At 70.1% G+C, this 14,126-nt stretch carries 17 protein-coding genes; 6 read left to right on the forward strand and 11 right to left on the reverse strand.

From position 1 onward, the window contains the following. Positions 1-8: 8 nt before the first annotated feature. Positions 9-770: a sulfite exporter TauE/SafE family protein gene (locus tag QCZ28_RS25565; protein ID WP_279519030.1), complete on the forward strand. Its 762-nt coding sequence runs from the start codon at positions 9-11 to the stop codon at positions 768-770. 65 nt (positions 771-835) lie between these two features. Here QCZ28_RS25565 and QCZ28_RS25570 read toward each other — a convergent pair whose 3' ends face one another. The 4 genes from QCZ28_RS25570 to QCZ28_RS25585 form a co-directional block, all read right to left on the reverse strand. Further along, positions 836-1,480, reverse strand: coding sequence for a response regulator transcription factor (locus QCZ28_RS25570; protein WP_279519031.1), 645 nt, complete (start codon positions 1,478-1,480; stop codon positions 836-838). Next, complete coding sequence (locus QCZ28_RS25575; protein WP_279519032.1) at positions 1,468-2,706, reverse strand: sensor histidine kinase; 1,239 nt, start codon at positions 2,704-2,706, stop codon at positions 1,468-1,470. The genes QCZ28_RS25570 and QCZ28_RS25575 overlap by 13 nt, the downstream gene beginning before the upstream one ends. 161 nt (positions 2,707-2,867) lie before the next feature. Continuing rightward, positions 2,868-3,815 (reverse strand): alpha/beta hydrolase, encoded by a 948-nt coding sequence (locus QCZ28_RS25580; protein WP_279519033.1) that lies wholly within the window; start codon positions 3,813-3,815, stop codon positions 2,868-2,870. Between the two features lie 288 nt (positions 3,816-4,103). Continuing rightward, on the reverse strand, positions 4,104-5,336 hold the full coding sequence (locus QCZ28_RS25585) for an MFS transporter (RefSeq protein WP_279519034.1): 1,233 nt from the start codon (positions 5,334-5,336) through the stop codon (positions 4,104-4,106). A 54-nt stretch (positions 5,337-5,390) separates the two neighbouring features. On the opposite strand from QCZ28_RS25585, the gene QCZ28_RS25590 reads away from it, so the two are divergent. Further along, positions 5,391-5,852, forward strand: a complete 462-nt coding sequence (locus tag QCZ28_RS25590; protein WP_279519035.1) for a MarR family transcriptional regulator — start codon at positions 5,391-5,393, stop codon at positions 5,850-5,852. Between the two features lie 165 nt (positions 5,853-6,017). Here QCZ28_RS25590 and QCZ28_RS25595 read toward each other — a convergent pair whose 3' ends face one another. Continuing rightward, positions 6,018-6,908 (reverse strand): NmrA/HSCARG family protein, encoded by an 891-nt coding sequence (locus QCZ28_RS25595; protein WP_279519036.1) that lies wholly within the window; start codon positions 6,906-6,908, stop codon positions 6,018-6,020. 86 nt (positions 6,909-6,994) lie between these two features. Between QCZ28_RS25595 and QCZ28_RS25600 the strand changes: the two genes are divergently transcribed. After that, positions 6,995-7,558 carry a helix-turn-helix domain containing protein gene (locus QCZ28_RS25600; RefSeq protein ID WP_279519037.1) on the forward strand — a complete coding sequence of 188 codons (564 nt, stop codon included), beginning with the start codon at positions 6,995-6,997 and terminating at the stop codon, positions 7,556-7,558. A gap of 112 nt (positions 7,559-7,670) precedes the next feature. Here QCZ28_RS25600 and QCZ28_RS25605 read toward each other — a convergent pair whose 3' ends face one another. Both QCZ28_RS25605 and QCZ28_RS25610 read right to left on the reverse strand, forming a co-directional pair. Continuing rightward, a complete protein-coding gene (locus tag QCZ28_RS25605) occupies positions 7,671-9,320 on the reverse strand; it encodes a sodium:solute symporter (protein ID WP_279519038.1) in 1,650 nt (549 codons plus the stop codon). Next, positions 9,320-9,565, reverse strand: coding sequence for a DUF3311 domain-containing protein (locus QCZ28_RS25610; RefSeq protein ID WP_030330196.1), 246 nt, complete (start codon positions 9,563-9,565; stop codon positions 9,320-9,322). The genes QCZ28_RS25605 and QCZ28_RS25610 overlap by 1 nt, the downstream gene beginning before the upstream one ends. A gap of 201 nt (positions 9,566-9,766) precedes the next feature. On the opposite strand from QCZ28_RS25610, the gene QCZ28_RS25615 reads away from it, so the two are divergent. The 3 genes from QCZ28_RS25615 to QCZ28_RS25625 are packed head-to-tail and all read left to right on the forward strand — an operon-like array spanning position 9,767 to position 11,065. Next, positions 9,767-10,069 (forward strand): hypothetical protein, encoded by a 303-nt coding sequence (locus QCZ28_RS25615; RefSeq protein ID WP_279519039.1) that lies wholly within the window; start codon positions 9,767-9,769, stop codon positions 10,067-10,069. 49 nt (positions 10,070-10,118) lie between these two features. Continuing rightward, positions 10,119-10,694: a YbaB/EbfC family nucleoid-associated protein gene (locus tag QCZ28_RS25620; protein ID WP_279519040.1), complete on the forward strand. Its 576-nt coding sequence runs from the start codon at positions 10,119-10,121 to the stop codon at positions 10,692-10,694. Further along, positions 10,694-11,065 carry a YbaB/EbfC family nucleoid-associated protein gene (locus QCZ28_RS25625; protein ID WP_279519041.1) on the forward strand — a complete coding sequence of 124 codons (372 nt, stop codon included), beginning with the start codon at positions 10,694-10,696 and terminating at the stop codon, positions 11,063-11,065. The genes QCZ28_RS25620 and QCZ28_RS25625 overlap by 1 nt, the downstream gene beginning before the upstream one ends. A gap of 82 nt (positions 11,066-11,147) precedes the next feature. On the opposite strand, the gene QCZ28_RS25630 is transcribed toward QCZ28_RS25625, so the two are convergent. The 4 genes from QCZ28_RS25630 to QCZ28_RS25645 are packed head-to-tail and all read right to left on the reverse strand — an operon-like array spanning position 11,148 to position 14,103. Continuing rightward, positions 11,148-11,288: a hypothetical protein gene (locus QCZ28_RS25630; RefSeq protein ID WP_279519042.1), complete on the reverse strand. Its 141-nt coding sequence runs from the start codon at positions 11,286-11,288 to the stop codon at positions 11,148-11,150. A gap of 36 nt (positions 11,289-11,324) precedes the next feature. Then, a complete protein-coding gene (locus tag QCZ28_RS25635) occupies positions 11,325-12,500 on the reverse strand; it encodes a bifunctional RNase H/acid phosphatase (protein WP_279519043.1) in 1,176 nt (391 codons plus the stop codon). Between the two features lie 3 nt (positions 12,501-12,503). Continuing rightward, positions 12,504-13,241, reverse strand: a complete 738-nt coding sequence (locus tag QCZ28_RS25640; protein ID WP_279519044.1) for a C4-type zinc ribbon domain-containing protein — start codon at positions 13,239-13,241, stop codon at positions 12,504-12,506. Continuing rightward, positions 13,231-14,103 carry a Nif3-like dinuclear metal center hexameric protein gene (locus tag QCZ28_RS25645; protein ID WP_030330212.1) on the reverse strand — a complete coding sequence of 291 codons (873 nt, stop codon included), beginning with the start codon at positions 14,101-14,103 and terminating at the stop codon, positions 13,231-13,233. The genes QCZ28_RS25640 and QCZ28_RS25645 overlap by 11 nt, the downstream gene beginning before the upstream one ends. Positions 14,104-14,126 lie beyond the last annotated feature (23 nt).

Below are 14,126 nucleotides of genomic sequence, written 5' to 3' on the forward strand. Positions count from 1 at the left end.
GTGGGGCTATGGATCTCTCCCACGCCGCGCTGCTGCTCGCCGCCGGTCTCGCCGCTGGCACTGTCAACGCGGTGGCCGGTGGCGGTTCGTTGATCACCTTTCCGGCGATGATCGCGGTCGGGTTGCCGCCGGTGCCGGCGAACGTCAGCAACTCCGTCGCGGTGTTCCCCGGGTATCTGGCCAGTGTGGCGGGCAGCCGGCAGGACCTGCCGCGCCCCCGTGCGTTGGCCACGCTGGTGCCCACCACCATCGTGGGAACGATTGTCGGGGCGTTGCTGTTGCTGGCCACTCCGGCCCGCGCGTTCGAGTTGGTCGTACCGTTTCTGGTTCTCGGCGCGACAGCGGTCCTGGCCTTCCAGGACCCGCTGCGCCGGCTGGTCGGTCACCCCCGGGACATGTCGCCGCGCCAGCGGACGGTCGCGGTGCAGACGATGGTCGCGCTCGGTGCGGTGTACGGCGGGTACTTCGGTGCGGCGCTCGGGGTGATGCTGGTGGCCGGGCTGGCCCTGGTGCTGGACGCGACCCTGGCCCGGGTGAGCGCGATCAAGAATCTGCTCTCCGCGCTGGTGGGGTGCACGACGCTGGTGGTGTTCGCCCTGTTCGGCCCGTTGAACTGGGCGGCCGTCGCGGTGGTCGCGCCGGCCACCCTTATTGGGGGGTACGCGGGCGCCCGGCTGGTCCGCCGGCTGCCGCCGGTGGTGCTCAAGACGCTGATCGTGGTGTTCGGTACGACGATCGGCCTCTACCTGCTCTGGCGCGCCCTGCACTGACGTCGCGCACCCCTGGTTGCTCGGCAGTTGTCGGTCGCACTCATGGTGGGGCAGAGGCCCAGGACTCAGCCTTCCAGGTAGGCGAGTACCGCCAGGATGCGGCGGTTGTCGTCCTCGGAGGGCTTGAGACCGAGCTTGGTGAAGATGTTGTTGCTGTGTTTGCTGACGGTTTTCTCGGTGACGAACATCCGGGCGGCGATCGCAGCGTTCGAGCGGCCCTGCGCCATCAGGGTGAGGACCTCATGCTCGCGTGGGCTCAGCTCCAGGAGCTTAGGGTCGGTGGAGCGGTGGGTGAGTAGCGCACTCACCACGTCGGGGTCCATAACGGTGCTGCCGGTAGCGACCTGCCGGACACTGGCGACGAATTGGTCGACGTCCGTAACCCGGTCCTTCAACAGGTAGCCCACTGCGCCCGCGCGATCCGACATCAGCTCCCTGGCGTAGATCTGCTCGACATACTGCGAGAGCACCATGATGGGCAGCCCTGGAATCTGCCGGCGGGCCTCGATCGCGGAACGCAACCCCTCGTCGGTGAACGTCGGCGGCAACCGCACGTCGACGATGGCGACGTCGGGACGGTGCGTCGTCAGCGACCGGATCAGCGCGGGGCCGTTGTCAACGGCTTCCACGACCTCGAATGAATTGGCCCGCAGGATCCTGATCAGGCCCTCGCGGAGCAGGGCGAGGTCCTCGGCTATCACGATACGCACGGCAGCGACATCCTCACCTCGGTAGGTCCGCCCGGCGGGCTGTCAACGGTCAGCGTGCCGTCGAAGGCCGCCAGGCGACGGACGATGCCACGCAGGCCGGTGCCGGAATCGATCGAAGCACCCCCACGGCCGTCGTCGGACACCAGCATCGTCAGTTCCCCGGCAGCGCCGCCCCGGTGGGGTGCGAACTCCACGGTGATCCGGATCTGCTGGGCCTGGGCGTGCTTGATGGCGTTCGACAAGGCCTCGGCGACGGCGAAGTAGGCCGCGGACTCGATCGGGGCCGGCAGCCGTCCGGGTAGGCGGGTCACCACCGTGGTCGGGATCGGATTGACCAGGGCCAAGGCCTTGAGTGCGCCGTCCAGGCCACGGTCGGCCAGTACCGGCGGATGGATGCCTCGTACCAGGTCGCGCAGTTCGGTCAGGGCGCTGGAGGTCGACTCGCGGGCCTCGGCCAGCAACTGCTGGACCGCCTGCGGATCTTTGGGCAGTAACTGTTCGGCCAAGCCCAGGCTCATACCCAGCGACACCAGCCGGGCCTGCGCGCCGTCGTGCAGGTCGCGTTCGATTCGGCGCAGTTCACCGGCCTGGCTGTCGACGGTCTCAGCTCGCGAGGTCGCCAACTGGTGGACGCGGGCCCGCAGGCGCGCCTGTTCGGTGGGGCCGAGCAGAGCGCGGATCACCCGAGCGTTGAGGTTCGCGAGGCGCACCGCAGTGACGTACCAGAGCAGAAGAAGAACCGGACCGAGCGGTACCAGCCCGAACGACTGCCCGACGCTGTGCAGCCGGAAGCCCTCCCCCAGCGGAGTGCGGAACACCTGAGGAGGCGTCAGTTGATAGATGAGCGGATAGATCAGGTAGACGACTCCGAAGGCGAAGAACAGCAGTGACAGTCCGCTACTCAACCAATAGGTGATCGAGTTGACCACCAACCAGATCCAGTCCCGCCACGTCGCCGGGTCGCGCAGGATCCTCCAGAGCCGCACCGGCCACCCGGCGTCCGGCGTCGGCTGATAGGGCCGGGCGGGCACCGGTTCACCGAGCCGGTTGGCGGCCCACTGGCGATGCAGGTCGGCAAACCAGCGCACCAGTACGGTCGCGAGCAGGCTCAGTGGGATTCCGGCGCCAAGCGCGACGACCGATATCGAGGTGATCCAGAGTGTGGCCAGCACGGCACCTAGGGCAGCGCCCGGCAGCAGCACCAGCGACCAGCCCAGCAGGCTCATCCGCTGGGCCAGCGCGGAGCGCAGGATCGGACCGCTGCGAGCGACGCGACCCGGCCCGGAGCCCTCCCGCGAGGGCGAGGAGCCGCCGGACAGGGCCGTTCCGCTGTTATCGGTCATCTCACTCCATTATTGCGCACCGTCCCGAACCGCCGGGCTGGTGATTACTTGACGGTGGCGGTCATCTGTTCGATTTGCTTGAGCACCAGGGCGGGCTTGTCCTGGGGAACGTCGTGTGAGCTTCCCTCGGCGATGACGAGTGTGCGGTCGGGCCCCGCCTTGGTGAACGCCGCTGCCGCGTCGCGCCAGGCCTGAGCGTCCTGGGGAGATCCGTCGAAGGGCGTCTTGTCCGACACGATGTAGATGACGGGAACGCCGTCGGGCCAGGAGACCTTGTGGTACGCCTGGTGCGTGGGACCGAAGTTGTCGGCCGTGGCGATGAGCTGGCGGTTCGCCTTCGTCGACGGCGCCTTCTTGAGCTCTTCGATCTGCGGTGCGGTGAGCGCGACGAGGCGTTGGGTCTGGGTGTCGGTGAAGAATTGCGGCACGTTGGCATCGATGAGCACCGCCCCGGAGACAACGCCGGGGTTCGCGAGGACGAAGTAGTGGGCCACCTCTCCTGCCTGCGAGTGGCCCGCGAGGACCACGTTCTGGGTGACGCCGAGTTCACGCAGACCGGCCTGCAGGTCGGAGGCGGCGGCCTTGGGGTCCCATGGGCCCTTCACCTCCTCACTGGCGCCCATACCGGCCCGGTCGTAGGTGATGATCTGCGATCCGGTGGCCTGCGACAGCTGCGGCACCAGGGCATCCCAGTACGAGGAGTCCTCGCCACCGCCGGCGTCCAGCACGATGGTGGGAGAACTTCCGGGCGTGACGTGGAAGGCGAGCTGATGCCCGTTGTTGGCGATCATGTGCAAGCCCGCTGCGGGGGCCGCGCCTGCCGGGCCGGCCGCGCTTGTCGAGGTCGAGGGAACCGCGCCTACCGAACTGGCCGCGGGCGCGGCCTTCGGCGCCGCCGAGTCATCACACCCGGCGACTGCCGCTATCACGGCGACGGGAAGGACGAGGGCCAGGGCGGTCCGATGGAACCGGGAGATCTTCTGCGTGGTCATGGAAATGAGCTTCCACGGTTTCTAGATCTTGCTCGATCCTGCTACCACCCAGTCGGGGTTGGGAGTTACCCCTACCCTCGCCAGGGGGCAAATCAGAACCCGTCAGGCAGGGTGCCCGGTCCGGAGCGGTGCCGGGTCTCCAGCACCGGAATACCCGCGCCACTCCTACGAGTACTTGGCATCCGCAACTACAGGGAAAGTGCTGCCTCAACCGGCAGCGAGGCAGCAGTTTCCCCGAAGAATGCGGATCTTGGGCAGGGCATCGCGGAGGGGCGCAGACCCGGGCGGTCAGTAGGCCTCGCCTACCGGTTCCTCGGCGGTGTGTTCGGTCTTCGCGGCGGCGCGGTTCCAACGGGACCAGAGCACCCGCTCGCCGTAGCCGGCGGCCATCACGTGTGCGAAGGCCAGGTAGACGAGCACGCCGACGGCGAGCACCCCGAAGCCGACCCAGAACGGCAGCGACAGCGACTGCTCGGCGAGCTTGCCGGAGATGATCGGTGCCGGCGCGGCGGCGCCCCAGCGGACCAGGTTGAACGCGCCGGTGGCGACGCGCCGGTCGCTGGAGCCGAGGCCGAGCGCCAGGTCGGTGAGGTTGGCGTTGGCCAGCCCCATGCAGAGTCCGGCGAGCACCAGCACCACGAGCGCCTCGGCGGTGCTGGTGGAGGTGGCGAAGAGGACCATGCAGACCAGCAGCCCGGCGATGGCCACGCCGACGGTCTGCACCGCGCCGATGCGGTGGGCCAGCCGGTGACCGATCACCATGATGCCGGCGGCCAGGCCGAGACCCCAGCCGGTGAACGCGAGCCCCAGCGGGATGACGTCCAGGCCGAGGAAGAGCGGCGTGTAGCCGAGCACCACGAAGAACACGAAGTTGTACGCGGCGGTGACCACGCAGAGAGCGATGAACGCCGGCCGCCGGTAGGTGGCGAAGATCTGGCCGACGCGTACCGGGGCCTGCCGGTTGGTGGGCTCGCGGAGTTTGCGGGAGGCCACGCCGAGGGCGAGGACCATGAAGACGCCGCAGACGAAGAACGGCAGCCGCCAGCTGACCTGGCCGAGCAGGCCGCCGATGAGCGGTCCGACGGCGAAGCCGAGACCGAGGGCGGTTTCGAAGAGGCCCACCACCCATTCCCGGTCGACGGCCAGGTTGACCAGCACCACCATTGCGGTGGCGAAGAACATCGCGTTGCCCAGCCCCCAGACGCCGCGCAGCACGGAGAGCTGCACGATGTTGTCGCTGAACGAGGCGAGGATCGCGGCGAGGCCGACAACTGAGACGCCGGTGATGAGCACCGGCTTGAAGCCGAACCGGCCGCTGGCCAGCGTCGCCGGGATCATGCCGACGGCCATGACCGCGATGTACGCGGTGAACAGCAGCTCGACCTGCCAGGCGGTGACCCCGATCGCCTCGCCGATGGCCGGCAGGATCGGGTCGACGACCGCGATGCCGGCGATGGCGAGGAAGGCCACCAGGGTGGTGGCGTAGATGGCACTGCGGTTCGGTTCGGAACGCCGATCCACTCCGACTCCTCAGATAGCTGTATCGTACAGGTATTTATTCTGTATCATACAGCTATGAGCGACGACAGTGACGAGAGCACCCTCGGCCAGATCGAGACCGAGGTGGCCCTGCTGATGCGCTTCGGCGAGGCCACCCGGCGGGCCACCGGCACGGCCGAACACCGGGTGCTGGACCGCGCGGCGTACGTCATCCTGCGCCACCTGGCCGACGCCGGCCCGCAGAACGTCTCGGCGCTCGCCGCCCGACTCAACCTGGACGGCTCGACAGTCACCCGACAGGTCTCCGCACTTCAGCGCGACGGCCTGATCACCCGCACCCCGGACCCTTCCGACGGCCGCGGCACCGTCATCTCCCCCACCCCGGCCGGTCTGCAGCGGATGGCCGCCGTCCAGGCCGCCCGCACCCGGCTCTACGGCGACATGCTGGCCGACTGGAGCGCCGAGGACCGCGCCACCCTCGCCGCCCTGCTGGGCCGCCTCAACCAGGCCCTGGTGAACCGCAACCGCTCCCGCTGACCCCGCGTCGGGGTGTCGTGGTCTGGCTCACCGCGCCGTCCAGTCGCGCGAAGAAGCCCTTCCACCGCCAAGATCGCGCAAGATCCTGGCTGTAGTGGCATCCCGCGCGGTCCGACACCACTACAACAACGATCGAGCACGATCTTGCGGCGAACCCGCTGGGATTCAGGACAACGTTCGCCGCGCCCAGGTGCGGAAGTCGGTGGTCGGTAGGCCGAGGGCGCGGGTCATCTCCGGACGGGCGGGGCTTCCGTTCTCGTTGATCTGCTCGACCGCCTTGACCATGGCGGGCAGCAGGCCGCGCTCGACGGCCTCCTGCGGGGTGAGCACGGGCGCGGTGATCGCCCGGCCGGTGACCTCACCCAGGATGGCCGCGACCTCGGTCATGGTGAGCAGGTCGCCGGCGAGTTCGACGTCCAGGCCGTCGAGCTTCCCCGGGTTGGTGAACGCGAGCGCGGCGGCTTCGCCGATGTCGTCGACGGCGATCCACGGCATCCGCGTGTCTTCGGCGAAGCCGGTGATGATCGTGCCGCTGGACCAGTCGCCGAAGAGGTAGGACCAGCCGAGCAGGTTCTCCATGAAGGTCGAGGGCTTCAGGATGGTCCAGTGCGCGAAGCCAGCGGAGCGCACCATCTCGTCGATGGCCGCCTTGCTCTCCCAGTAGTGCGTGTCCCACCGACCCTCGGCCCAGCCGGGCTGGCTGCGGTGGAAGTCCCCGGCACCCGAGACGCTGCTGTGCACGACGTGCGCCACGCCGGCCCGGCGCGCCGCCTCGACGACGTTGCGGCCGCGGGTCACCTCGGCGTCGCCCTGCATGTCCGTCACGTCCGGATACGGGATGGAGAAGAGGCCGTCCATCCCGTGTGCCGCGGCGAGCAGCGAGTCGGCGTCGTCCAGGTTGCCAGTGACCAGTTCGGCGCCCCGTTCCCGCAGGGCCTGGGCGCTGTCGGTGCCGGGATCGCGGACCAGTGCGCGGACCGGGACGCCACGGTCGAGCAGCGCTCGGGCCGTGGCCCCGCCCTGCTTGCCCGTCGCGCCGATGACGAGAACAACCATGATGCCTCCCACGAAGCAAGTGGGGTAGCCCCCCACTTTCCCTCGGCTACGATACGGGGGGCAACCCCACTTCTGCAAGGCGGGTCATGAGAGCGGACGCGAAGCGCAACTACGACCTCATCGTCACCGCGGCGTCCGAGGCGATCGCCCGCGACGGCGCGTACGCCTCGCTGGAGGAGATCGCCCGATCCGCGGGGGTCGGTTCGGCGACCCTGCACCGGCACTTCCCCACCCGGTGGTCACTGCTCCAGGCGGTCTTCGGCGGATGTGTCCGCAACCTGGCGGCGCGCGCCGGAGATCTGCTCGCCGCGTCGGACGCGCTCGACGCGCTGACGACCTGGCTGCACGAGGTGACCGCGTACGCCACGACGACCCGCGGCCTCGCGGACTCGCTTCTGAACGAACCCGCCGAGGAGTCCGGGACCTGCGGCGCGACGCTCGTCGCCGCCGGTGAACCACTGCTCCGCCGAGCCGTCGACGAGGGATCGGTACGGCCCGACATCACCATGGCCGACCTGATGATCCTCGCCAACGGCATCTCACTCGCGGCGCAACCGATGGGCGCGGCCAAGGCGAACCAACTGCTGACCCTCGCCCTGCAGGGAATCGGGTCAGCGGATCGGCGTGAGTCGGTCCACAAGGGCTCGTGAAGCCCAGGCTTCGTCGATCATGGAGTTGTGGTGGGGGACGACTGCCGTGAACAGTCATCAACCAGGCACCACAACTCCATGATCGACGCGAAAACCCGCGCGGGGCCCAGGGTCAGGCGACCGGCTCGCGGGCCGAGTCGGCGTCGCGCTCGGTGCCCGGGGTGACCCGCGGGTCTCCCTCGTCGGCGAAGTAGTCGTCCGGCTCGGTGCCGTCGGCCCCTTCCTCGACCTTCGCGGCCCGCAGCGCCAGCGTCAGCAGCGCCGCCACGGCCAGGTTCACCGCCACCGCCACGATGCCCACGTAGATCGTCTTGGTGGTGTCGAACCCGAACTCCGAGAGCGGGAACGCCGAGCCGCCGAAGTGCTTCCGGGTCGGGCTGGCCACCTGGTAGAGCATCCACATGCCCAACCCCATGCCGGCCACCCAGCCGACGATCAGGCCGGCGCGGTGGAACCAGCGGGTGTAGAGGCCCAGCGCCACCGCCGGCAGCGTCTGCAGGATGATCACGCCGCCGATCAGCTGGAGGTCGATGGAGAACTGCGGATCGAGGAACACGATGCAGGCCACCGCGCCGACCTTCACCACCAGTGAGGTGATCTTCGAGACGTTGGCCTCCTGGGCCGGAGAGGCGTCCCGCTTCAGGTACTCCTTGTAGATGTTGCGGGTGAACAGGTTCGCCGCCGCGATCGACATGATCGCCGCGGGCACCAGCGCGCCGATGCCGATCGCCGCGTACGCGACACCGGCGAACCAGTCCGGGAACTGCTGGTCGAAGAGCAGCGGCACGACGGTGTTGCTGTCGACAGTGCCCTCCTTGGCGCCGGGCAGCGGCTTCACACCGGCCGCGATCGCCATGTAGCCGAGCAGCGCGATCAACCCGAGCAGCAGGCTGTACGCGGGCAACGCCGACATGTTCCGCTTGATCACGTCGCGGTTCCGGCTGGCCAGCACACCGGTGATGCTGTGCGGGTAGAGGAAGAGCGCCAACGCCGAGCCGAACGCCAACGTCACGTACTGAAGCTGGTTGTTGCCGTTGAGCAGGATGCCGTCGTTCGGGTTGGGCGAGGCGTCGAACTTCGCGTCCGCGGCGGCGAAGATGTCACCCCAGCCACCCAGCTTGTACGGCAGGTAGACGACCGCCACCAGGATCACGATGTAGATGAGGCTGTCCTTGACGAACGCGATCAGCGCCGGCGCGCGCAACCCCGACTGGTACGTGTAGGCGGCCAGGATGGCGAACGCGATGATGATCGGCAGGTGCCGGGCCAGCGCGTTGTCGCCGGTGACGCCCATCGTCTTGAGCACCGCCTCGATGCCGACCAGTTGCAACGCGATGTACGGCATGGTGGCGACGATGCCGGTGATGGCGATCAGCAGCGCCAGCACCGGCGAGTCGAACCGGTTGCGGACGAAGTCGGCCGGCGTGACGAAGCCGTGCCGGTGCGACACCGACCAGAGCCGCACCAGCACCAGGAAGACCAGCGGGTAGATGACGATGGTGTACGGCACGGCGAAGAACCCGGCCGCGCCGGCACCGAACATCAACGCCGGCACCGCCACGAAGGTGTACGCGGTGTAGAGGTCACCGCCGACCAGGAACCAGGTGATCCAGCCGCCGAAGCTGCGCCCACCCAACCCCCACTCGTCCAGGTGGGCCATGTCCTTCGGTGCCCGCCACCGGGCGGCCGCGAAGCCCATCACGCTCACCAGCAGGAACAGGAACGAGAAGACGATGATCTCGGTGAGATGGTCCCGCCACATCAGTGACCTCCCCGCTTCTTTGTCATCTGGTAGACCAACGTGGTGGTGCCGACGCCGAGCAGGATGAAGGCCAGTTGCAGCCAGTAGAAACGTGGGAAGCCGAAGACCCGGGGCGAGTCGCCATTGAAGAAGACCGGGACCAGCGGCACCACGATGGGAATGAACAGCAACCAGTTCCAGGGGCTGTGGTCCTTCGCCCTGGTCGGCGCCGTGGTGGTGGGCGCCTCCGGTTCGGGTGCAGCCATCTGACACACCTCCGGGGAGTCGTGGATCTCGATGTAACGGCCGGAGGCTACGGCTTTGTGGCGTCCGTCACGTGACCCGTCAGGCGCGTCGTGCGCCGAGCGGCGAGTGTGGTGCGCCGAATGACGCCCGCCGGCACGGGACAGCGCAGAAGGTGCCTGCCTACTAGCCTGATGGCGACCAAGGGCTGCGGGGTGATCACCGTGTCGCGGTACGAAGTCGAGGCCATGCGGGCGTTGGGCACGTCCTTCAGCACCTATGCCGACGAGTTGGACCAGCAGACCAACTGGGCCCTGTCCGGGTTGGAGATGCCGTCGGAGGCGTTCCCCCTGTTCGCGTTGTCCGCCGCCGACGACTACGAGCGCTCCCTCTCCGCCGTGGGCGCGGTGACAGCCACCCTGCGCGAGACGTTCGAGGCGATCGGCACCGCGTTGCACCGGGTCGCCGGGCACTACGACCAGTTGGAGGCCGACCAGGCCGACGGCTTCCGGTCCCCGTACGACTGACCGGCCCCCGCACAACCGAGAGGAGCACGCGTTCGCCACCGGCGACCTGTTGCCCGCCCTGGATCGGTTGACCCAGACCTGCGCGCTGATGGATTCGTACTGCGCGCAGATGGCCGTCGGGGTCAGCACCACCCTGGCCGCCTTCCTGGTCGGCACGGCCGCGGCCATCGGTGGTGCGATCGCGGCCAACGCCTCCGGTCCGGTGTCGCCCGCGGTCAAGGTGGCGATCTTCGTCGCCTGGGCGGGCTTCGCGGTCGCTGTCATCGGCCTCCTGGTGGGTTTCGCGTTGCTGGTGTGGCAGTCGGCGAAGAGCCTCGGCGACGCGAACGACGCGCTCGCCAACAAGTTCGCCGACCAGGCCGGGAAGATCGACACCCGCAGCGTCCAGCTGCCCGGCGATGGGGAGGTCGCCGGGGTGTACCTCAGCCCACAGGCCATTCGGGACCTCGACGCGGACGCGCTCGGCAACGCCTGCGTGGAGGCGGTCCGCGAAGCCCAGACGCGACTCGCCGCAGTGCTCGGCGAGCGACTTCAGGAGATCACCGGAAACGACGGGGTGGACCAGGCGGTCAGCCTGCGGCAGGCCCTGGACGAGTTCCGCGATGCGGCGGGGAGGGCCAGCTGATGGGGCGTCCCGATCTGGGCGCGTTGACCCGACAGATGAACGCGCTCATCGCCGCGACTGTGGAGTTCGCCGAGCAGGCCGCCGACCGGCGGCACGTGGTCTCGTCGCCCGACGGGGAGGTGACGGTCGAGATGTCCGGCAACCGGGAGCTGCTCACCGTCCGGATCGACCCCCGCGCCCGTCGTACGGTCGACAACCTGACCCTCGGTGACCTGGTCGCCGAGACCATTCGGGCGGCCGGCCGCGAGGTCGACCAGGCCCGGCAGGCACTGCTGGATTCGTTGCCGATCGGCGACGAACGGATCGGCGACGTGCTGCGCGACCCGCAGCGCCTGCTGCGGAACGGGCCTGGCGCGGAGGCGGCGAAGTGAGCCGCCGACCCCGGTCCCCGCGGGCCAACAGCGCGATCCTGCTGGTCTGGTTCGTCGCCGTGACCCTGCTGCTGGGCGGGCCTCACCGGCTCGTCCGGTCCTGCCCCGGCCGGGCCGGTTGCCCGGCGGTGCCTCTGCGGTGCAGCCACCGCAGCAGGTAGAGGGTGGGCAGGGCGAGACCGGCCCAGAGCAGCGCCAGCGCCAGCCGGATCAGGCCGGGCATCTCGCCGTCGAGCGCGAGCCCCCCGACCGCCGCTGATCAGAGCGCGGCGAGGTGGGCGGTGTCGTTGACCGTCCGCACGGCCACGCCGCCGTCGGGCCACATGTCGAGCACCGAGATGCCCGCCGCGTCCAGGAAGAGCCGGTGCAGGAAGCCGTCGCCGGCCGCGAGGGCGTCGCGCAGCACCAGCTTGATCGGCGAGACGTGCGAGACGACCACCACTGTCTCACCGGGGTACGCGGTGAGCAGTCCGGCGATGACCCGGTTGGCGCGTTCGGCGACGTGGGTGAACGACTCCCCGCCCGGCGGCGCGATCCGGGGTGAGGCGAGCCAGGCGTCCATCTCCCCCGGCCACTGCTCGCGCACCTCGGCGAAGGTGCGCCCTTCCCACTGGCCGAAGTCGCACTCGATCAGGTCGTCCTCGCTGCGGACCGGCACGTCGCCGAGCGCCCCGGCGATCGCCGCCGCGGTGGCCGTACACCGGGACAACGGTGAGCTGAGCACGGCCGCGACGGACGGGGCCAGCTCCGCCACCCGGGCACCGGTGGCGCCGGCCTGGGCCCGGCCACGCTCGGAGAGCGGCACGTCGCCGCGCCCGGAGTAGCGTCGCTGTTCCGTGTACGGGGTTTCGCCGTGCCGGACCAGGATCAGCCGGGTGGCGGTGAAGGTGGGCCGTGGCTCCCAGGAGGCCGGCGCGGTAGCCGGGTCACTGCCGACGATCGGGGTGGCGGGTGCCGCCGAGGGCTGGTTCGTGGCCGTCGTCGTCGCAGCACCGGCGGGGGCGGCAGTGGCCGGTGGGCGGCCGGCGGCGGCGTCCATGGCGGCGTTGGCGAGGGCGTCGGCGTGCCGGTTCTGCTCGCGCGGGATCCAGCTGAACCGGACCGCTGTGAACCGGCCCACCAACGCGGCGGCCTGGGCCGCGAGGGGCCGCAGGCCGGGGTGCTTGATCTGCCACCGGCCGCACATCTGCTCGACCACCAGTTTGGAGTCCATCCGGACGTCCACCTCGGCGGCGCCCAGCTCGGCGGCGGCGGTCAACCCGGCGATCAGGCCCTGGTACTCGGCGACGTTGTTGGTGGCCGTGCCGAGCGACTCGGAGCGCTCGGCGAGCACCTCGCCGGTCTCCGGGTCGCGGACCACCGCGCCGTAGCCGGCGGGGCCGGGGTTGCCCCGGGACCCACCGTCGGCCTCCACGGAGACCACGCGCGGCGCCACGACCTACAGGCCCGACTCGTTGGTGCGGACCATGATCCGTCGGCAGTCCTCGCAGCGGACCACGTCGTCGGGGGCGGCCTTGCGGATCCGGGCCAGGTCGGCACCGGACAGCTCCAGGCGGCACCCGCCGCAGCGTCCCGCGGTGAGCAGCGCGGCACCCAGCCCGGTGTCCTCGCGGATCTTGTCGTAGAGGTTGACCAGCTCGGCCGGGAGGTCGGCGGCGAGCGGCTGACGGGCGCCCCGCTTGAACTCCTCCTCCTTGGCGATCTCGGCCAGCGCCTCGTCGCGGCGCTGCTCGGTGGCGGCCCGCTTGTCCCGGGTCTCGGCCAGCCGCTGCTCCACGCCGTCGAGTACGCCCTGCGCGGTCTCCCGCTGCTCCATCAGCTCCAGCTCGGCGTCCTCCAGGTCGCCCTGGCGGCGCTTCAGCGAGACCAGTTCGTGCTGGAGCGCCTCCAGCTCGCGGGCCGGGCCGGTGCCGGCGGCCAGTCGGTTCTCGTCCTTCTCCTTGCGGGCCCGGACCTGCTCGACGTCCTTCTCCAACCGGGCGATGTCCCGGTCCAGGTCGTCCACCGCCACCTGGGCGCGGACCCGCTCGTCCTCCATCGACGACAGCTCGCGGGCCAGCGCCTCCAGCTCGGCGCGTTCGGCAAGCGTTCGTCGGCGGTGGGCGAGCTGGGCGAGGTTGGTGTCGATCGCCTGGAGGTCGAGCAGGCGGCGCTGCACCTGAGGGTCAGCCTTCACGGTCGGGCTCCTTGTCGTCCACAGCGGGTGCGGCGGCGTGCACGGTCCACGGGTCGGTGTCCAGGTCGGACACCAGCGTCTCGACGTCCAGCGCCTCCCGGAGGAAGGCGGCCAGGTCGTCCAGCCACGGTCGTTCGGTCGCCCAGTGGGCGGCGTCGATCAGGGCGGGACCATCGGCGGCGAGGTGCTCGCCGGCCGGGTGGTGCCGCAGGTCGGCGGTGAGGAACGCGTCCACCCCGGCGGCGGTCGCGGCGCCGAGGAAGCTGTCCCCCGACCCGCCGCTGACGGCGAGGGTACGAACCATACGCCCGGGATCCCCCGCCGCGCGAACTCCCCAGGACGTGACGGGGAGCACCGCGGCGGCGTGCCGGGTCAGTTCGGCGAGGGTCATCGGCTCGGGCAGCTCGCCGATCCGGCCGAATCCCCGGTCGTCGCCGTGGGCGGGCGAGCCGGGCGCCGGCCGCTGAAGGGGGCGTGGACCGGTGAGCCCGAAGCGGGCGGCGAGGGCGTCGGAGACGCCAGGGGAGGCGACGTCGGCGTTGGTGTGCGCCGTGTAGAGCGCCACCCCGGCCCGGATCAACCGGTGGATGATCCGCCCCTTGAAGGTCGTCGCAGCGACCGACGACACCCCGCGCAGCAGCAGCGGGTGATGCGAGACGATCATGTCCGCGTCGGCGGCGAGCGCCTCGTCGACCGTCTCGGGCACCACGTCGACCACGCAGAGCACCCGTCGGACCGGGGCGGCCGGCTCGCCGAGCACCAGGCCCACCCGGTCCCACTCCTCCGCCCAGACCGGCGGAAAACGCCGTTCCAGCTCGGCCACCACGTCGCCGACAGTGGGGGCGGATCCGCTTGTGCTCACGGCGGGCCAGCTTACCGGCGTGG

Origin of the sequence: Micromonospora sp. DH14 (assembly GCF_029809455.1) — a bacterium.
Classification (GTDB): Bacteria; Actinomycetota; Actinomycetes; order Mycobacteriales; family Micromonosporaceae; genus Micromonospora; species Micromonospora parva.